The organism is Streptomyces oryzae, from assembly GCF_017676365.1.
Lineage (GTDB): Bacteria > Actinomycetota > Actinomycetes > Streptomycetales > Streptomycetaceae > Streptomyces > Streptomyces oryzae.
Genome location: NZ_JADKMA010000021.1, coordinates 27,589 through 46,244 on the forward strand (window position 1 = coordinate 27,589; position 18,656 = coordinate 46,244).

Genomic DNA, 18,656 nt, shown 5'->3' on the forward strand with positions numbered 1-18,656 from the left:
TCAGGACCACGCATTCAGCATTGCTCAGCGCTTGATGCGTCCGCGGACGGCGAGAACAGCAAGGGCGAGCAGGGCGGGTTCCAAGAGGCGGGAGGTCATCTCGATGTAGGTGCCGGCGGTGGTGAGATCCTGTCCGCTGGATCGGAACACCACTGAGTTGAGCGTGACGTTCACGGCTTTCTCGAAGCGCTTGCCGGTGAATCTGTCCCCGGTGGGGTTGCGGGGGTCGTCCTTTTCTATCTCGAAGGTGACCCTGCCTCCGCCGGGCGGCACGGTGCCAGTCGCTTGCTGCTTTGGGGAGTCCTGAGGGAGTCCGAAGCCCATCAGCAGCATGATGGTGACTAGCATGGCGACAGCGAGCCACCCCAGAGCACGGGAGGCGCGCAAGCCATAGCCCGACAGCGCCCAGTAGCCGTGCAATAGTCCGCGTTCCGCGCGGGTAGTGCCGGTGTGGTCGTGGCGGCGCATCTCCATCTCGCCGTAGTAGAAATCTGCTGCACCCGGCTCGTTTTTGCCGTCCTCGAACGACTTGCGCAGCGCCCGGTACACCGGCGCCAGTTGCGTTGGCCCGACGTGGTCGGTGTTGAATACCGCCGCGTTCCATCCCTGGACTGCTGATGGCTGGTTCGCGCGCCAGTGGTGTTCTTCGGCGAGGACGCGACGCTGGGTGAACCGTATCGGGTGCCAGCGTCGCCAGGTTGTACCGGGCGGGACGGTGCTGAAGGAGCACGCGCCTTCCAGCCGTAGTTGGTCAAGGTGCACGGTGCCGGTAAACAGACACCTCGACAGGTCGATGTCGGCGAGGACAAGATGAGCTGCGTCCACCCCCCGCAGCGACGTGATCCGCACGGTGGCGTCGGGCACGTCAGCAAGAGCCTGCTCTGCCAGTTGTTCGCCGTGGAGTACGAAAGGGACGGCCTCCCCGATGATCGTCAGGGGGTACTCGAAGACGGCGTGGGCGAAGTCCACCATTGCGTATCGCAAGCGCAACTCGGCCGTTGACGACCAAAGGGTCCGCTGGCATTCAAGGTGGCGAGTGGCGAATGAGAGGGTCGCCGGGCCGTTGAACACTGCCCCGGACAACTTCACCCACTCTGCGCACACGAACGGCCCGAGACTGACCGGCTGTTCGAAAACTGCCTGCTCGAACCAGGCGGTGTCCTCGAAGGCTGCCTCCTCGAATCCGGGGACGCTCTGGAAGGTAGCCGACTCGAACCAGGCGAGCTGCCGGAAGGTTGCTGACTTGAACCAGGCGTGCCCTTGGAAGATTGTCGACTGGAAACTAGAAGTGCCCTGGAAGACCACCGATCCGAAACCGGCGACCTGTTGGAAGTTTGCCTCGTTGAACGAAATGGATGCTTCGAAGGTTGACGATTCGAACTCGGCGAGGCACCGGAAGGCTGCTGCCCTGAACCAAGCAGCGTCCTGGAAGGCTGTCGATCTGAACCAGACATTGCTATGGAAGGCCGTCGAGTCGAACCAGGCGGTGCCTGCGAAGGTCGCTGAGGAGAACCAGGCACCGCCGTGGAAGGTCGTCGATTCGAACCAGGCGGTGCCCGCGAAGGTCGCTGAGGGGAAGCACGCACCCCGTTCGAAGGTCGTGGAGCCAAACCAGGCTTTACCGAGGAACGTTGCCGAGTCGAAGTAGGCTTCGCCGAGCCGGGGGTGCCCTGTGGCAGGGTCGCGGACGGCGTCGAGAAGAGCATTTAGAAGGGATTCGGTGAAGGTGGTGCCGCGGTGGTCGACGTTGGCGCCTGGGCTCAGGTCGGCCAGGTAGGCGTCGCGGTCGGCGTCTGCCAGGTGGGCGAGGCATGCGGTATGCCCGGGGACGTGAACGCCGGGGCAGCCGACCGGGTCGGTAGCAGGGTCTGCGCCGTGGGCGCAGTGCGGCCAGGACGGCGCCCCGGGCATGGGCTGTGCGGATGTGCTCATCGCGTGGCGGCTCCATGATCTCTGGCGTCAAAGGGCGAACGGGGTGCGTGCTGGCCCCTCGCTGGTCAGGGCCTGACCTCACGGATGGGATTACTGGCGGTGTAGCGGCCCATGACTGTTTCCCCCGCAGTGTTGGGGGTTCGGGACTGGTAGGTGGTCCGGACTGCGCGCCCTGGTGGCGTCCCCAGGCCAGCGACAGCCTGGCCGCCTCCGCAGCCGTCCGTATCGGTAACCTTTCGGCCCCACGACTATGAGCGTCCAGCCCCGTTCCTCCCCGTCCTGCGTCAGCTACTACGCAGCCCACCAAAGGGCCGATGCCCTGCGTCCGACGGAACTTCCCCGACCAGTCACCCACCACTGGCCACAAGCCTGCCAGGCTCGATACGGCAGCACGGGACCCAGTAAAAAATGAACACCAAACCGCTACCCGCCGCGCCGCCACCCCCGTGGGTCAGCATGAGTTCCAGCTCCGGGGTGACAGAGGGCGACGATCACTGAGGCTGCAGGGAGAAGTTGAGGCATGCTTCTCGCCTCCCACGGCGCTAGAGGAGAGAGAGCCTTGCGTTGTAGCCCGGCGTGGTCCAGGCGAGCCCACCATCGAGGCGTGTGGACCAGGCGTGGACCCAGCGGCACAGCGGCCGAATGAGGAAGGGCAAAGGCACTAGTCAGCGCCTTGTTCCCGTCTTCCGGGTCAGGGGTCTGTAAATCTGCCGGCTCAGCCTTCCTAGGTTCGAATCCTAGCGCCGCCACAGCCTTGAAAGGGCCCGTGACCAGCGGAAACGTTGGTCACGGGCTCTTTGGTGTGCTCCGGACCGCGCAGGGCCCTGGTCACACATACGACCGGCTCAGCGTCGGGTGCACGCCCAGGCGACCGGCCGCCCGCCGCCCGCGCGGGAGAGCGCGGCCTGCTCCGCTCCGGCCCGCGTGGTGCCGAGCGCGCCCACGTAGCGGTTGGTGTTCGGGTTGTAGGCGACCGCGCCACAGCCGTCGTGGAAGGAGACGAGGATCTTGCAGCCGGGGCCTGAACACCTGCTCATCGCTCCCCGTTCGGCGGCGCTGCGCGAGCCGTAGTCCCAGGACTCACCGTTGCTGCCGTCGCGCCCCACGGCTATGGCGCCGTAGTAGGTCCGCGGTGGGTTCGGGGCGGGTGCCCGGTCGGTGGCGGCACCGTCGTCCGTGTCCGTCGGGTCGGATGCGTCCTCGGTCTCGGCCGCCTCCTCGGTGGGCTCCGTACGCGTGGGGCCGGTGTCGTAGGACGGCGGGCCGGTCGGGTGCTCGGCCTCGTTGTCCGGCAGGAGCCGGCTGCTGGAATAGGTCGGCTGCGGGGAGGACGCGGAGCCGGAGTCGGGTGGTGTGTCGCTGCTCCGCGCCATCACTGCCGCAAGGATCACCGCCCCGATCGCGACTGCGACACCGGTCGCGATCTGGCCGGCCCGTCGGGTGGCCGGGTCGGCGGGGGCGCTTCCCGGACTTCCGCGCCCGGGGCGCGGAGACTGGTTGCTCCCGCTCCCACTCCCGCTCCTGCGCCCCTGCCCGTTGCCGTTGCCGGCCGGCGGCTCCTGCGTCATGCGTCTGGTGCGCCCCGGAGCGCCCGACGTCCAGCTGCGGGTGACTGTCTCGGCCTCGGCCTGGTCGGCGGCGCGCTGGAGACGGCTGCCCTCTTCGGCGTACTGGTTGATCAACGACGTCCAGCCGCTGGGCAGTACCCGGGCCCCGCCCCCGACGAAGCGCCGGATGAGCTGCTCGGCGGTCGGCCGGTCCTCGGGCCGCACTGCGAGACAGTCACCGATCAGACCGGTGAGCCCTTCGGGCAGCCCGCTCAGACTGGTGGCGCCGCGCCGCACATAGTTGAGCTGCTGCAGCGGTTCCTGGGTCTCCGGGTACGGCAATCGTCCGCAGGCCAGGTAATAGAGGGTCACGCCGAATGCGTAGATGTCGGAGGCGGCGCTGCTGGGCTGCCCGTCGGCCTGCTCGGGCGAGGTGAAGGCGATGGTCCCGAGGGTGAGCCTGGTGCTGGTGAGGTCGCTGGCATGGGAGATGCCGAAGTCGATGACCTTCGGCCGGTCTGCGGTCAGCAGGATGTTGAGCGGCTTCACATCCCGGTGCACGATCCCCTTGCTGTGCAGCTCGGCGAGCGCCCGCAGTATCCCCGGGGCGATCCAGCGCACCGCGTCCTCGGCTTCCAGCGGCCCCTGCTGTACGACGAGCGCCTCCAGCGAGGGCGCCGGTATGTACTCCATGGCCATCCAGGGCAGCTCGGCCTCGGTGTCGGCGTCGAGAACCCGGGCGGTGTGCGTGCTCCTGACCCGGCGGGCGAGCCGGACCTCGCGGCCGAAACGCCTACGGGCCTCCGTGCTCACGCCGCCCGGAGCCATCAGCGTCTTGACGGCGACGATGCGGCCGGAGGCCGGATCCCGTCCGAGGTAGACGACGCCCATGCCGCCGGTGGCCAGTTGGGCGAGCAGCCGGTACGGACCGAGTCGGCGAAGTTCACCACTCAGAGCGAACACGCCCATCCCGAACGCTTCTGTCACAGCCGCTTCCCCCTCTGCGCCTGCCCCCTTTGACAATTGACACAGTCTCACGCGCTTCGCGCGCCCGCACAGCACGAATCAGGCGCTCTTTCGGGGCCCGGCCGGCGAGTTCCCAAGCCCCTGCCGCCCGAGAGGCACGTCCATGCCTTCGGCCGCTGCCGCACCAGTAGCGGCTCTTACAAGTAGGCGCCCATGCCGCTACGTTGGACCGGTCTCCCTCTCCTCTGGGGGCCGGCTTCCCCGGGGCGCCATGCCTTGGGAAGGCCGGGAAAGGGAGGAGGAGATGCAGATGGCCGACAAAAAGTCGTCCATGCGGGCGGAGGTCGCGCGTGAGATGGCGAAGCGAGTCGCTGTTTCCCTGGGCGCTCGCGCCCTGTGGGCGGTGATAGTGGAGCTGTTCCGTCGCGATCTTTGAGGACTGGCGACAGCAGTCCGACGAGCGGCACGGACACCGCCCCCGGAGCGGCCCCTTGTTCCAGGGGCGGCCCGTGCCGCTCACCCCGCCCGGCAGGCGGAAGCCCCGGCGAGCCGGTGCCCGCGACGGAGCATCAGGCCCCCGTCACCCCGGCGACCTCGTCGATCGCCTCGGGGATCGGCATGTTCCCGCCCACCAGCTCCAGCGTCAGTCCGGACGTACGCGGCTCGTCCAGCAGCGCCATCAGGACCGCTGCCACGTCGTCCCTCGTCACCTCGGCGCGGCCGGTTTCGGGTGCGAGGTGGACGCGGCCCGTGCCGGGGTCGTCGGTCAGCCGGCCGGGGCGCAGCACCGTCCAGTCGAGACCGTCGCGGGCCCGCAGGTCGTCGTCCGCGGCGCCCTTGGCGCGCAGATAGTCCGCGAAGACGGGGTCCATGCCCTCGGGCGTGCCCTGCAGGGAGGCGTCGGCGCGCATGGCGGAGACCATCAGATAGCGCCGTACGCCCGCCGCTTGGGCGGCGTCGGCGAACAGGACGGCAGCCTTGTGGTCCACCGTCTCCTTGCGTGCGCTGCCGCTGCCCGGCCCGGCCCCGGCCGCGAAGACGGCCGCGTCGGCGCCCTCCAGATGCCGCGCGACCTCCTCGACGCCCGCCGTCTCCAGGTCGCATACGACGGGTTCGGCGCCCGCCGCCAGGAGGTCGCTCGCCTGCTCAGGGCGGCGCACGATGCCCGCCGCCCTGTCCCCGCGCCCGGCGAGCAACCGCTCCAGCCGCAGCGCGATCTGACCGTGTCCACCAGCGATAACTGTGCGCATCCCTCGACCGTACGCCCACCGCGCCGGTCAGCGGCGCACCCGGCCCGCCGGGAGGGGAGCACCCTTCCGCCAGGGGCCGCGCGCCGGCGAGTCCGGTCACCCCTGCGACTGGCGCGGCAGCCCCAACTCGCGTACTCCGACCAGGTCGCAGTACTCGCGTACGGCGCTGGTGCGCGCCACCACGCGCCCCCGGTGGACGACGATCCGGCTGTAGGCGAGCGAGAGCGCGCCGGCCAGTTCGGTGCCGCGGACCGCGAGCAGCTCGGCGGGGAAGCCTGCCTCCACCCGCACTTCGGGCAGCCCCATGGCGGCACGTGCCCGGGAGCTGACGGCCTCATAGGCGCTGTAGGGGCGGGCTTCACCGTGCGAGGCCAGCAGATAGGCGGCCTCCAGCGGGTCGCCCCGGCCAACCTGGTTGGCGGCGTCCCGCAGCGCGCCGCTGCCCGCGGCCACCGCGACCCCGGCCGCCGCCAGCACCCGTACGGGCGCCGTCCGGGAAGGAACGGTGGGGGTGGGGCGCTCCAGGACACCGCAGTTGCCCTGCGGCAGGCACACCACGGTGACCCCGGCCGCGGCCAGTTGCCCAGCGGCGCGCTGTGCGACCTGGTGCGGCAGCCGGGCGAGGCCGCCGCACGGGCCGATCGTGACGCCGGGCCGCAGCCCGCCCACCGCGGCGGCGAGCCGGGCCAGGCGCGCAGGGTCGCTTCCGTCGGTGTGCAGATCGACCGGGCAGCCGTGCTCGGCGGCGACCTCCAGCACCGCTTCCACATAGCCGCCAGGATCGGGGTCGAGATCGGGGCAGCCGCCGACCGCCGCCGCGCCCATCTTCACCGCGTCCCGCAGCATCGACAGCCCCTCGGCGCCCGCAGCGCCGGTCAGCAGCCGGGGCACGGCGACGGCGCTCAGGTCCACCAGACCGCGCAGCGCCCTGCGGGCCTGGAGCACAGCGGCCAGGGAGCGCAGCCCTGCGACGTCGCCGATGTGCACATGCGTACGCAGCGCGGTGGCGCCCTGACTGAGCTGGAGGAGCGCCGCCTCCGTCGTACGCCGCTGCACGTCCTCCGCTGCGGGGTCACCGGGGCCGGCGCTGCTGCTGTGCCGCCCGGGTTCTGGCCGGGCCGGGGGTTCGGCTGTCAGCGCGGTGTCGTAGTGCGCGTGGGGTTCGGCGGGTGCGGGGAGCAGCAGATAGCCCGACAGGTCGATACGGGTGGCGCTGTCCTGCCCGGTGCCGAGGCTGCCGGCCGTGCCGACGGCTTCGATGCGTTCGCCGACGAGCCGTACGTCGACGGTGCGGCCGTCCGCGAGCCGTGCGCCGCACAGCACGAGGGAGCGCGCCGGGCGGGCGGAATGCCGGGCGCCGGCGTCGCGGAAATCCCGCTCCGCCTTTCCCGGTTCCTGCGGCTCGCTGTCGGTCATCTGGCTCCCACATCGCATCTGGGACGAGCGTAGGACGCCCGGTGACCGGCGGCCGGGAGGAGGCGAATAGTCGTACTGGTGTGGTGCCGGAGCCGGTTGAGGCGGCCGTTGCGCGGTACCCGTGGTGTGGACGTGACCGGCGGGATCCCGGGTGATACCGGGCATGCGCGGGGGCGTCCCGGGGCATGATCCGGGGCGGGATCGGGGAGCGTCGGCGGCGCGAATACCGATTTCACGTTTGGCGGCGGGACGTGTAATGTCTTCACCGCTCGCCCCAATAGCTCAGTCGGCAGAGCGTCTCCATGGTAAGGAGAAGGTCAACGGTTCGATTCCGTTTTGGGGCTCTGATGTGAGAGATCTTCCGTCGGGAGGTCGCCGCATCGTGGCGGTGTAGCTCAGTCGGTAGAGCAAGCGGCTCATAATCGCTGTGTCACCGGTTCAAGTCCGGTCACCGCTACTTCACCGACAGTAGCCGGTTGTGGGGTCGGTCCTCCGATCGGCTACTCTTTCTGCGTTAAAACCCGTCCGTTCGTCAAGGAGCACTCACGTGGCTGCCACAGACGTCCGCCCGAAGATCACGCTGGCCTGCGTGGAGTGCAAGGAGCGGAACTACATCACGAAGAAGAACCGGCGTAACAACCCGGACCGGCTTGAGATGAAGAAGTTCTGCCCCCGCGACAACCGGCACACCGTGCACCGCGAGACGCGCTGATTCCTCTCATGCTCTGAGGCCGTCCCCGCCAGTCGGGGTCGGCCTCGTGCTGTGTCCGGCTCCCGGTTCCGGGCGCCCGCGAAGCCGCATTCGCGGCGCGTATCCGCCGCGAAGAAACGGGTATCCGCGAAGCAGCCGTTCGCGCCGTGAACACCCGCCGTGAACACCCGCCGTGAACACTCGTCGTGAAACCGCCACACTGCCGCAGGAGGCGCCGCCGATGGCACTCGATCAGTCCTTCGTCGGACGGACGTACCCGCCCAGCAGGCCGTACGAGGTCGGCAGGGAGAAGATCCGCGAGTTCGCGGAGGCCATCGGCGACGACAACCCCGCCTACACCGACGTCGAGGCGGCCAAGGCGCTCGGCCACCCGGACGTGATCGCACCGCCCACCTTCGTCTTCTCCGTCACCTTCCAGGAGGCGTCCGCCGTGGTGCGGGACCCGAAGCTGGGGCTGGATTACGACCGGGTGGTCCACGGCGACCAGCGGTTCGCCTACCACCGCCCCGTCCGGGCCGGTGACGTGCTCTCGGTCACCTCCACGATCGAGTCCATCAAGTCGCTGGCGGGCAACGAGGTGCTCGACGTCCGCGGTGATGTCCAGGACGCGGCCGGGGCGCCGGTGGTCACCGTGCACACCAAGCTGGTGGCGCGTGCCGTAGAAGCGGCCGAAGCGGCCGAAGCGGTAGAGGGGAAGTGACGGAGATGACAGCGCGGGTCGCCTACGCCGACGTCGAGGTGGGCACGGAGCTGCCCTCCCGCACCTTCCCCGTGGACCGTGCCCGGCTGGTGCGGTACGCCGGGGCCTCCGGGGACTTCAACCCCATTCACTGGAATGAGCGGTTCGCCAAGGACGTCGGGCTGCCCGACGTCATCGCGCACGGCATGTTCACCATGGCCGAGGCCGTCCGGGTGATCACCGACTGGACGGGCGACCCGGGCGCGCTGCTGCAGTACGGCGTGCGCTTCACCAAGCCGGTCGTGGTCCCGGACGACGACAAGGGCGCGGCCATCGAGGTGGCGGCGAAGGTCGCCAAGAAGCTGGACGACGAGGCCCGTACGGTCCAGGTGGATCTGACGGTCACCAGCGCGGGCACCAAGGTGCTGGGCATGTCCCGCGCAGTGGTCGAGCTGGCCTGACCCGCTCGGCTCCCCTCGCGCTCTCGGCCCCTTGAGCCCTCCAGGCCCTGCCTTCCGCCCGGCCTGCGGCAGAGCGGCGGGCGCTCACCCGTACTCTGGAGCGCGTGCAGGAACTCTATGTTGACTCCGGTGTCCCTCTGGTCTCGCTCGCCCCGATGACGACGCTGCGTCTCGGCGGGCCGGCGCAGCGGCTGGTCACGGCGACCACCGACGACGAGGTGATCGAGGCGGTCCGCGAGGCCGACGACAGCGGCACCCCGCTGCTGATCATCGCGGGCGGCAGCAATCTCGTCATCGCCGACGAGGGCTTCGAGGGAACGGTCCTGCACATCGCGACCAGCGGTTTCTCGCTCTCCGGCACCAGCCTGGAGCTGGCGGCGGGCGAGAACTGGTCCGACGCCGTGGCCCGTACCGTCGAGGCAGGGCTGGCGGGCATCGAGTGCCTGGCCGGAATCCCGGGCTCCGCCGGCGCCACGCCGATCCAGAACGTGGGCGCGTACGGCCAGGAGGTCTCCAGCACGCTCACCGAGGTCGTCGCCTACGACCGGCAGACCCGCGAGACGGTCACCCTCACCAACGCCGAGTGCGGCTTCTCCTACCGGCACAGCCGCTTCAAGGCCGACCCCGCGCGCCATGTCGTGCTGCGGGTGCGCTTCGAGCTGGAGGACGCGGAAGGGCTCTCCGCGCCGATCAAGTATCCGGAGACCGCGCGCGTCCTCGGAGTCGAGGCGGGCGACCGGGTGCCGGCCGCCACCGCGCGGGAGGCCGTGCTGCGGCTGCGCGCCGGAAAGGGCATGGTGCTCGATCCGGCCGACCACGACACCTGGTCGGCCGGGTCCTTCTTCACCAACCCGATCCTGGACGACGCCGAGTTCGCCGCCTTCGTGGACCGGGTCACCGAGCGGCTCGGGCCCGAGGTGGCGCCCCCGGCCTTCCCCGCGGGGGAGGGACGGACCAAGACCTCGGCAGCCTGGCTCATCGACAAGGCCGGCTTCACCAAGGGGTACGGCCAGGGCCCGGCCCGCATCTCCACCAAGCACACCCTGGCGCTCACCAACCGCGGCTCGGCGACCACGGCCGACCTGCTCGCGCTCGCCCGCGAAGTGCGCGAGGGCGTGCGGGCCGCCTTCGGCGTCACCCTCACCAACGAGCCGGTGATGGTGGGCTGCACGCTGTAGGGCGACGCAGGCTGTAGCGCGACCGCGCGCTGTAGGGCGACCGCGGGCGACGGACCGTCGCGGAGCGCGTCAGCCCGGCTCGGTGTCCAGCCAGGCGTCGATGTCGGCCAGCACCTCGTCGCGTACGTCGCGCGGCATCGAGGCGCCCCGCACCGACTGCCGGGCCAGCTCCGCCAGCTCCGCGTCGGAGAAACCGTGCTCGCGGCGCACCAGTTCGTACTGCGCCGCCAGCCTGGAGCCGAACAGCAGCGGGTCGTCGGCGCCGAGCGCCATCGGCACACCGGCGTCCCACAGCGCCCTCACCGGCACGTCCTCCGCCTTGTCGTAGACGCCCAGCGCCACATTGGAGGCGGGGCAGACCTCGCAGGTCACCTGCCGTTCGGCCAGCCGCGCCAGCAGCCAGGGGTCCTCTGCGGCGCGCACCCCATGGCCGACCCGGGTGGCGCGCAGATCGTCCAGGCAGTCCCGTACGCTGCTCGGCCCCGACAGCTCGCCGCCGTGCGGCGCCGCCAGCAGCCCGCCCTCCCTGGCGATGGTGAAGGCCCGGTCGAAGTCGCGGGCGAAGCCGCGCCGTTCGTCGTTGGAGAGCCCGAAACCGACGATGCCCCGGTCCCGGTAGCGCACCGCCAGCCGGGCCAGCGTGCGGGCGTCCAGCGGGTGCTTCATCCGGTTCGCAGCCACCAGTACGCGGATGCCGAGCCCGGTTTCGCGGGAGGCCGCCTCCACGGCGTCCAGGATGATCTCCAGCGCCGGTGTGAGTCCGCCGAGCCGCGGTGCGTACGAGGTGGGGTCGACCTGGATCTCCAGCCAGCGCGAACCGTCCCGTACGTCCTCCTGCGCGGCTTCCCGCACCAGTCGCTGGATGTCCTCCGGTTCCCGCAGACAGGACCGCGCGATGTCGTACAGCCGCTGGAACCGGAACCAGCCCCGCTCGTCGGTGGCCCGCAGCTTCGGGGGCTCGCCCCCGCTGAGCGCGTCCGGCAGGTGCACGCCGTACTTGTCGGCCAGCTCCAGCAGCGTGGAGGGGCGCATCGACCCGGTGAAGTGCAGATGCAGATGGGCTTTCGGCAGCGTACGCAGATCCCGCTCTCCGGAAGAGTGCAACATCCCCAGATCCTGCCGTATCTCCCGGCCGGGAAGGTAGCCGGTTCCCCTCAACCGGTTCTCATCAAGGGGACACTCCGAAAACGCGAGCGGGCCCGGGCAGTGAGCCCGGGCCCGCTTCGTCGCTGCGCGGAAGCCTCGCGGAAGGACCGCGCAGGAGCGGTCGCGTCAGTCGCGTGCCTCGGCCAGCAGCTTCTGGATCCGCGAGACGCCCTCGACCAGGTCCTCGTCGCCCAGCGCGTACGACAGCCGCAGATAGCCGGGGGTGCCGAAGGCCTCGCCCGGTACGACGGCGACCTCGACCTCCTCCAGGATCAGCGCGGCCAGCTCGACGGTGGTCGCGGGCCGCTTGCCGCGGATCTCCTTGCCCAGCAGTGCCTTGACCGACGGGTAGGCGTAGAACGCGCCCTCGGGCTCCGGGCAGAGCACGCCGTCGATCTCGTTCAGCATCCGCACGATCGTGCGGCGGCGCCGGTCGAATGCCTCGCGCATCGCCGCCACGGCGTCCAGATCGCCGGATACGGCGGCCAGCGCGGCGGCCTGCGAGACGTTGCTCACGTTGGACGTGGCGTGCGACTGGAGGTTCGTCGCGCCCTTGATGACGTCCTGCGGGCCGATCAGCCACCCCACGCGCCACCCCGTCATGGCGTACGTCTTGGCCACGCCGTTGACGACCACGCACTTGTCGCGCAGCTCGGGCACGACGGCCGGCAGCGAGGTGAACTGCGCGTCGCCGTAGACCAGGTGCTCGTAGATCTCGTCGGTGAGCACCCACAGCCCGTGCTCCAGCGCCCAGCGGCCGATCTCCTCGACCTGCTCACGCGGGTAGACGGCGCCGGTCGGGTTGGAGGGCGAGACGAACAGCAGCACCTTGGTCTTCTCGGTGCGCGCGGCCTCCAACTGCTCGACCGAGACCCGGTATCCGGTCGTCTCGTCCGCCACGACGTCCACCGGGACGCCGCCCGCGAGCCGGATGGACTCGGGGTAGGTGGTCCAGTAGGGCGCGGGCACGATGACCTCGTCGCCCGGGTCGAGCAGCGCGGCGAACGCCTCGTAGATCGCCTGCTTGCCGCCGTTGGTGACGAGCACCTGGGAAGCGTCGATCTCGTAGCCGGAGTCGCGGAGCGTCTTGTCGGCCAGCGCGGACTTGAGTTCGGGGAGTCCGCCGGCGGGGGAGTAGCGGTGGTTCTTGGGGTCGTGCGCTGCCTTCACGGCCGCCTCGACGATGTAGCCGGGCGTCGGGAAGTCGGGCTCGCCGGCGCCGAACCCGATCACGGGGCGCCCGGCGGCCTTCAGCGCCTTTGCCTTGGCGTCCACGGCCAGCGTCGCGGACTCGGAGATCGCGCTGATACGGGCCGACAGACGTCGCTCGGACGGGGACTGTGCAGAGGGAGTCGCTGCGGTCATACAGGCATGTTCCCAGACCCGGCAGTACCAGGGCACCGGGGTTTGGCGGCGACCGGATCACACTCGGCTGCGGCGGGCGGGGCTGATCCTGTTCGACGCCCGGCCGCGGAGCACGTACACTTTCACGTCGTTGGCCTTCAACCGTCACTGATAGCGCACTCTTGGTGCGCACTCCATGCAACGGCGTGGATGCGGTAGGTTGAGGCGGACACAAAGGGTCGTAGCTCAATTGGAAGAGCACTGGTCTCCAAAACCAGCGGTTGGGGGTTCGAGTCCCTCCGGCCCTGCTACACACACGTCGCCAAGGTGTGTGCTTGCGTACGTAGAATGCACTGAATTGCACCGCCGTGCGGCCGGGCCGGACGCCGCAGGGCCACGACCCGGATCAGGTGAGGACGAGTGACGGAGATCACGGATACCACCGAGGTCCCCGAGCCCGGAGGGTCGTCCGAAGGCAAGAGGCCCCGAAAGGGCGGAAAGCGGGCGAAGAAGGGGCCGATGGCCCGGCTCGCCCTTTTCTACCGCCAGATCATCGCGGAGCTCCGGAAGGTCGTCTGGCCGACGCGGCAGCAGCTCTCCACGTACACGAGCGTGGTGATCGTCTTCGTCATCATCATCATCGCTTTGGTGTTCGTGATTGACTATGGGCTGACCGAAGTCATGAAACACGTCTTCGGCTGACCTCCGCGCAGAGCCCCCTCCGCGGGGCTTTCCGCATGTTCGACCCCTTGAAGCCAGGAAGAAGCAGCCACCGTGTCTGAGCCGAACATGAACGATGCCGTCGAGCCCGCAGAGGGTGATGACACGGCGCGCGACATCGTCGAGGCAGCGGACAGCAGCGTCGACCGGGCGGAAGCCGCCGAGGCCGCTGCCGGTGAGCCCGCCGAGGAGGCCGCCGTCCACGAGGAGGACGAGGCCGCAGCCGAGTCCGCCGAGGAGACCGAGGCCGAGGCCGGGGCCGGAGAGGTTGCCGAGGGCGAAGAGGCCGAGGAAGCCGAGGAGGAGCAGGCCGACCCCGTCGCCCAGCTCCGCGAGGAACTGCGCTTCCTGCCCGGCGAGTGGTATGTGATCCACACCTACGCCGGCTACGAAAACCGCGTGAAGACCAACCTGGAGCAGCGCGCCGTCTCGCTCAATGTCGAGGACTTCATCTTCCAGGCCGAGGTGCCGCAGGAAGAGGTCGTCCAGATCAAGAACGGCGACCGCCGCACCGTGCGCCAGAACAAGCTGCCCGGCTATGTGCTGGTCCGGATGGATCTCACCAACGAGTCGTGGGGCGTCGTCCGCAACACGCCGGGCGTCACCGGTTTCGTCGGCAACGCCTACGACCCGTACCCGCTGACCCTCGACGAGATCGTCAAGATGCTCGCCCCCGAGGCCGAGGAGAAGGCCGCCAAGGCCGCCGCCGCCGAGGAGGAGGGCAAGCCGGCTGGCGCGCCCGGCCGCAAGGTCGAGGTCCAGGTGCTCGACTTCGAGGTCGGCGACTCGGTCACCGTCACCGACGGCCCGTTCGCCACCCTCCAGGCGACCATCAACGAGATCAACGCCGACTCGAAGAAGGTCAAGGGCCTTGTCGAGATCTTCGGCCGCGAGACCCCGGTCGAGCTGAGCTTCGACCAGATCCAGAAAAACTGACCCCCGGCCCCGGCGGAAATCCAGGGGCGGGAACACCAGCTTCCGGACAGGTCAGGAAGGCGCTCGCGCTCTCCTGGCCTGCTCGGTTTCAAGCCGCGTAACGGTACGGGCTATCGTTGTGCGGTATGCCTCCGCCCGGGTGAAGGGTGGGGGAGAGTCGCAACTCACCAGGACCCGGAGAGAACATGCCTCCCAAGAAGAAGAAGGTCGCTGGGCTGATCAAGCTCCAGATCCAGGCCGGCGCAGCCAACCCGGCTCCGCCGGTCGGTCCGGCGCTGGGTCAGCACGGCGTCAACATCATGGAGTTCTGCAAGGCGTACAACGCGGCGACCGAGTCGCAGCGTGGCTGGGTGATCCCGGTGGAGATCACGGTCTACGAGGACCGCTCCTTCACCTTCATCACCAAGACGCCGCCGGCCTCCAAGATGATCCTCAAGGCCGCGGGCGTCGAGAAGGGCTCCGGCACCCCGCACACCACCAAGGTCGCCAAGATCACCCGTGACCAGGTGCGCGAGATCGCCACGACGAAGATGCCCGACCTCAACGCCAACGACCTGGACCAGGCGGAGAAGATCATCGCCGGTACCGCCCGTTCCATGGGTGTGACCGTCGAGGGCTGAGCCCCCGGCACCGGCACCTCTCCCCACCCCCGTGGCAGGGCCAAGCGCTGGCCCGCACCACGACTCCATACCGTCAGGAGCAGCAGTGAAGCGCAGCAAGACTCTCCGCGAAGCGGACACGAAGATCGACAGGACGCGTCAGTACGCGCCGCTGGAGGCCGTCCGCCTCGCCAAGGAGACCTCCACGAAGAACTTCGACGCGACCGTCGAGGTCGCCATGCGTCTGGGCGTCGACCCGCGCAAGGCGGACCAGATGGTCCGCGGCACCGTCAACCTCCCGCACGGCACCGGTAAGACCGCCCGGGTCCTGGTCTTCGCGACCGGCGACCGTGCTGCGGCGGCGGAGGCCGCGGGGGCCGACATCGTCGGCTCCGACGAGCTCATCGAGGAGGTCGCGGGCGGCCGTCTCGACTTCGACGCCGTCGTCGCCACCCCGGACCTGATGGGCAAGGTCGGCCGCCTCGGCCGCGTGCTCGGTCCGCGTGGTCTGATGCCGAACCCGAAGACCGGCACCGTCACCCCCGACGTGGCCAAGGCCGTCGGCGACATCAAGGGCGGCAAGATCGAGTTCCGCGTCGACAAGCACGCCAACCTGCACTTCATCATCGGCAAGGCGTCCTTCGGCGAGGAGCAGCTCGTCGAGAACTACGCCGCTGCCCTTGAGGAGATCACCAGGCTGAAGCCAGCGGCGGCGAAGGGCCGGTACATCAAGAAGGCTTCCTTCACCACCACGATGGGCCCCGGTATCCCGGTCGACCCGAACCGCACCCGCAACCTCCTGGTCGAGGAGGACCCGGCCGCGGTCTGATCCGCGACCGGCGCAGCTGTCCGAAGGCCGGTGTCCGCTCCCCATGGGGCGGGCACCGGCCTTCGCCGTTCTCCGCACGACCGGGCGCCGGGGAACCCGTCCCGGTGCACACGTCGTCTCCCTCGTTGCATAAGGTGCGGATAAGCCGATAAACGGGGGCCCGTCGGGGCCCGCCCACACGAGGGGGAGTCCATGCGCAGGACACGGATGGCGGCGGCTGCCGCGGGCATCGCGCTGATGGCGGGCCTGACGGCCTGCGGCACCGAGAAGGCCGACGGCGGCGGCAGCAAGGGCGGCGACGGCAAGGGGGGCGGTTCGGCCCTGCAGGGCGCTCTGACGGCCCTGAAGAAGGCGTCGACGGCCACCGACAAGCAGAACTCCGCCAAGGTCGAGGGCGTCAACGAGCAGACGAGCCAGGGCAGGACCATGGAGACCAGGATGAACGGCGCCTTCGACTGGTCCGGCGGCGGAATGAAGGGCGAGGCGGACCTCACCATGGGCACCGCCGGCGGCCAGACGGCCAAGGCCCGCTATCTGCCCGACGCGATGTACGTGGCCCCCTCCACCGGTGCCCCCGGCGGCAAGAAGTGGATGAAGTACGACTACGACGCGCTGGCCGAGAAGGGCGGCGCCTCGGGCGCCATGCTCAAGGACCAGATGCAGAACAACAACCCGGCCCGCTCGGTCCAGCTCGTCCTGGCCTCGGGCAAGGTCAAGGCGCTCGGCACCGAGACGGTGCGCGGCAAGAAGACCACGCACTACTCCGGCACGATCTCCGTCTCCGAGCTGACCCGGATGCAGTCGAAGGACCTCTCGGAGGAGGACCTGCAGTCGCTGGAGCAGCAGTTCAAGCAGCAGGGGCTGAAGAAGGAGAAGATCGATCTGTGGATCGATGAGAACGATCTGCTGGTCAAGAAGCACGAGGTCGCCAAGAGCACCGACGGCGCCACCGGCGTCGACGCCACCAACTACTACTCGGACTACGGCACGCCGGTGAACGTGACCGCTCCCCCCGTCGGCGAGACGTCGGACGCCGCGCAGCTGATGAAGAGCGGCGGCGGCCTCAGCTGACCTCAGCAGGGACCTCCAGCGGGTCCGGGGCCGGATTTGCCGGTCCCGGGCCCGTTCGCGTACTCTCCCTACGAAGCCAAAGACCGCTGGTCGTCGTCGTGCGCGCACAGAGCGCCGACGGCCGAAGGATCCGCTCGCTGCGGACGACCCGCGCAGGTGACTGAGGAAGAACTCCCGAGGTGCCGCACGCATTTCGGTCGAGTCGACGCCCCATGCGCCTGCGCTGGGGCGTTTGCCGTGTTCAGCCCCTTCCGAGCGGTCCTCATCACCCGGAAGGAGGCCGAGGCCCATGGCGAGGGACCAGATCGCTCCCGACAAGATCGCAGCCGTCAACGAGATCACGGACAAGTTCCGTGGTTCCAACGCGGCTGTGGTCACCGCGTACACCGGACTCTCCGTGGCCCAGCTCAAGGAGCTGCGCCGTGCGCTCGGTGACAACGCTCAGTACCGAGTGGTGAAGAACACGCTGACCAAGATCGCGGCCAAGGAGGCCGGGATCAACGAGCTCGACGAGTTCCTGTCGGGCTCCTCGGCTGTCGCCTTCGTGACCGGTGACCCGGTCGAGGCGGCGAAGGGTCTTCGTGACTTCGCCAAGGAGAACCCCGCCCTGGTGATCAAGGGCGGCATCGTCGACGGCGCGCTGTACGGCGCCGACGACCTCAAGAAGCTCGCGGACCTCGAGTCCCGCGAGGTGCTGCTCGCCAAGCTGGCCGGTGGCATGAAGGCGTCCATGGCGAAGGCCGCGGCGACCTTCCAGGCCCCGCTCTCGAAGTTCGTCCGCACCGCGGATGCGCTTCGCAGCAAGGTCGAAGAGCAGGGCGGTGCCGACACCACGGCTCCCGCCGAGGCCGAGTCCGAGTAAGTGCCGTCCCCGGCCACCCTCACCGCGGGTGACCGATGACACGGCAACCGACCGCACTCGGTCACAGCGGGCCGTAAGCCCGCCGACATATTGATCCGGCACCAGCCGACTGAAGTGGAAGGACCAAAACCATGGCGAAGCTCAGCCAGGACGAACTGCTTGCCCAGTTCGAGGAGATGACCCTCATCGAGCTCTCCGACTTCGTGAAGAAGTTCGAGGAGAAGTTCGACGTCGAGGCCGCCGCCCCGGCTGCCGCCGTCGTCGCCGCCCCGGGTGGTGGCGGTGCCGCCGCCGAGGCCGAGCCCGAGCAGGACGAGTTCGACGTCATCCTGACCGGCGCCGGCGACAAGAAGATCCAGGTCATCAAGGTCGTGCGGGAGCTGACCTCGCTGGGTCTGAAGGAGGCCAAGGAGCTCGTGGACGGCACCCCGAAGCCGGTCCTCGAGAAGGTCGCCAAGGACGCCGCCGACAAGGCCAAGGAGTCCCTCGAGGGCGCCGGCGCCTCGGTCGAGGTCAAGTGACGCAGGCCCGATGAGCCACCGGCTCGCGGAGTCATCGCGGTAGACCGCGGGCTACCCCGCGCGGGTAGCTGTGCAGCGAAGGGCGATCACCCAGACGGGTGGTCGCCCTTCGCCGTTGCTGGACGGTCGCGTCCGGGGTGGGCGACGGCGGGTATGGTGATCTTCGTTGCTCCTGGGGGCCTTGACGAACGGCACACAGCGCGCAATTCTCGGGACGCGTCGTCACATCGATCCGAACTCCGAGGCATGGATCGGCGGCGAAGCGGGAATGGTTGCGGCAGGCACGACGAGCCGCAGCACAGCACGTCCGTCCCGGCGTATCGAGGCCGCCGGGGACGGGGGCGGAAACGAGAAGAACAATCACAGGAGGTGGAGACCGGGGCGTGAGCCGGTTTCCCGTAATCCTTTCTGGACATCAGTGGGCCATGGGGCTACACTGACCCTTTGCGCTGCCTATTAGCTGCCCCCTGCCCGTCACCAGGGGGAC

The 18,656-nt window shown here is 69.4% G+C and carries 18 protein-coding genes and 3 tRNA genes; 15 read left to right on the forward strand and 6 right to left on the reverse strand.

Translation table 11 applies throughout. The features are described 5' to 3' along the window. Positions 1-24: 24 nt before the first annotated feature. Both ITI46_RS06725 and ITI46_RS06730 read right to left on the reverse strand, forming a co-directional pair. On the reverse strand, positions 25-1,932 hold the full coding sequence (locus ITI46_RS06725; protein ID WP_247745572.1) for a pentapeptide repeat-containing protein: 1,908 nt from the start codon (positions 1,930-1,932) through the stop codon (positions 25-27). A gap of 845 nt (positions 1,933-2,777) precedes the next feature. Next, positions 2,778-4,466 carry a protein kinase domain-containing protein gene (locus ITI46_RS06730; protein ID WP_209238473.1) on the reverse strand — a complete coding sequence of 563 codons (1,689 nt, stop codon included), beginning with the start codon at positions 4,464-4,466 and terminating at the stop codon, positions 2,778-2,780. 289 nt (positions 4,467-4,755) lie between these two features. Between ITI46_RS06730 and ITI46_RS35415 the strand changes: the two genes are divergently transcribed. Further along, entirely contained in the window at positions 4,756-4,881 is a 126-nt protein-coding gene (locus tag ITI46_RS35415) for a hypothetical protein (RefSeq protein WP_280634728.1), read from the forward strand. 133 nt (positions 4,882-5,014) lie between these two features. Here ITI46_RS35415 and ITI46_RS06735 read toward each other — a convergent pair whose 3' ends face one another. After that, positions 5,015-5,695: an NAD(P)H-binding protein gene (locus ITI46_RS06735; RefSeq protein WP_209238474.1), complete on the reverse strand. Its 681-nt coding sequence runs from the start codon at positions 5,693-5,695 to the stop codon at positions 5,015-5,017. Between the two features lie 96 nt (positions 5,696-5,791). Continuing rightward, positions 5,792-7,111 (reverse strand): amidohydrolase family protein, encoded by a 1,320-nt coding sequence (locus tag ITI46_RS06740; protein ID WP_209238475.1) that lies wholly within the window; start codon positions 7,109-7,111, stop codon positions 5,792-5,794. Between the two features lie 271 nt (positions 7,112-7,382). Between ITI46_RS06740 and ITI46_RS06745 the strand changes: the two genes are divergently transcribed. From ITI46_RS06745 to ITI46_RS06770, 6 genes are all read left to right on the forward strand, one after another. Then, a tRNA-Thr gene (locus ITI46_RS06745) sits at positions 7,383-7,455 on the forward strand. Between the two features lie 40 nt (positions 7,456-7,495). After that, positions 7,496-7,568: transfer RNA gene (locus tag ITI46_RS06750), tRNA-Met, on the forward strand. Between the two features lie 90 nt (positions 7,569-7,658). Continuing rightward, positions 7,659-7,823, forward strand: a complete 165-nt coding sequence (rpmG, locus tag ITI46_RS06755; protein ID WP_019354206.1) for a 50S ribosomal protein L33 — start codon at positions 7,659-7,661, stop codon at positions 7,821-7,823. A 220-nt stretch (positions 7,824-8,043) separates the two neighbouring features. Beyond that, on the forward strand, positions 8,044-8,523 hold the full coding sequence (locus ITI46_RS06760; protein WP_209238476.1) for a MaoC family dehydratase N-terminal domain-containing protein: 480 nt from the start codon (positions 8,044-8,046) through the stop codon (positions 8,521-8,523). 5 nt (positions 8,524-8,528) lie between these two features. After that, positions 8,529-8,963 (forward strand): MaoC family dehydratase, encoded by a 435-nt coding sequence (locus tag ITI46_RS06765; protein WP_209238494.1) that lies wholly within the window; start codon positions 8,529-8,531, stop codon positions 8,961-8,963. Positions 8,964-9,118: 155 nt separating this feature from the next. Further along, positions 9,119-10,141 (forward strand): UDP-N-acetylmuramate dehydrogenase, encoded by a 1,023-nt coding sequence (locus ITI46_RS06770; protein ID WP_247745583.1) that lies wholly within the window; start codon positions 9,119-9,121, stop codon positions 10,139-10,141. Positions 10,142-10,210: 69 nt separating this feature from the next. Here the strand turns inward: ITI46_RS06770 and ITI46_RS06775 are convergent, their stop codons facing one another. Further along, positions 10,211-11,248, reverse strand: a complete 1,038-nt coding sequence (locus tag ITI46_RS06775) for an adenosine deaminase (RefSeq protein WP_209238478.1) — start codon at positions 11,246-11,248, stop codon at positions 10,211-10,213. Positions 11,249-11,413: 165 nt separating this feature from the next. After that, the gene (locus ITI46_RS06780; protein ID WP_209238479.1) at positions 11,414-12,652 is read right to left on the reverse strand and encodes a pyridoxal phosphate-dependent aminotransferase; all 1,239 of its coding nucleotides are present in this window, start codon (positions 12,650-12,652) and stop codon (positions 11,414-11,416) included. A 214-nt stretch (positions 12,653-12,866) separates the two neighbouring features. Between ITI46_RS06780 and ITI46_RS06785 the strand changes: the two genes are divergently transcribed. The 8 genes from ITI46_RS06785 (at position 12,867) to rplL (ending at position 18,169) form a co-directional block, all read left to right on the forward strand. Then, positions 12,867-12,939: transfer RNA gene (locus ITI46_RS06785), tRNA-Trp, on the forward strand. 112 nt (positions 12,940-13,051) lie between these two features. Continuing rightward, the gene (gene secE, locus ITI46_RS06790) at positions 13,052-13,333 is read left to right on the forward strand and encodes a preprotein translocase subunit SecE (RefSeq protein ID WP_209238480.1); all 282 of its coding nucleotides are present in this window, start codon (positions 13,052-13,054) and stop codon (positions 13,331-13,333) included. A gap of 72 nt (positions 13,334-13,405) precedes the next feature. Beyond that, a complete protein-coding gene (nusG, locus tag ITI46_RS06795) occupies positions 13,406-14,287 on the forward strand; it encodes a transcription termination/antitermination protein NusG (protein WP_209238481.1) in 882 nt (293 codons plus the stop codon). 185 nt (positions 14,288-14,472) lie between these two features. Continuing rightward, positions 14,473-14,907: a 50S ribosomal protein L11 gene (rplK, locus tag ITI46_RS06800; protein ID WP_070017400.1), complete on the forward strand. Its 435-nt coding sequence runs from the start codon at positions 14,473-14,475 to the stop codon at positions 14,905-14,907. An 85-nt stretch (positions 14,908-14,992) separates the two neighbouring features. Next, positions 14,993-15,715, forward strand: coding sequence for a 50S ribosomal protein L1 (gene rplA, locus ITI46_RS06805; RefSeq protein WP_209238482.1), 723 nt, complete (start codon positions 14,993-14,995; stop codon positions 15,713-15,715). Positions 15,716-15,907: 192 nt separating this feature from the next. After that, entirely contained in the window at positions 15,908-16,786 is an 879-nt protein-coding gene (locus ITI46_RS06810; RefSeq protein ID WP_209238483.1) for an SCO4651 family lipoprotein, read from the forward strand. Between the two features lie 289 nt (positions 16,787-17,075). Further along, entirely contained in the window at positions 17,076-17,648 is a 573-nt protein-coding gene (gene rplJ / locus ITI46_RS06815; protein WP_209238484.1) for a 50S ribosomal protein L10, read from the forward strand. 131 nt (positions 17,649-17,779) lie between these two features. Beyond that, positions 17,780-18,169, forward strand: coding sequence for a 50S ribosomal protein L7/L12 (rplL, locus tag ITI46_RS06820; protein WP_209238485.1), 390 nt, complete (start codon positions 17,780-17,782; stop codon positions 18,167-18,169). Positions 18,170-18,656: the final 487 nt, after the last annotated feature.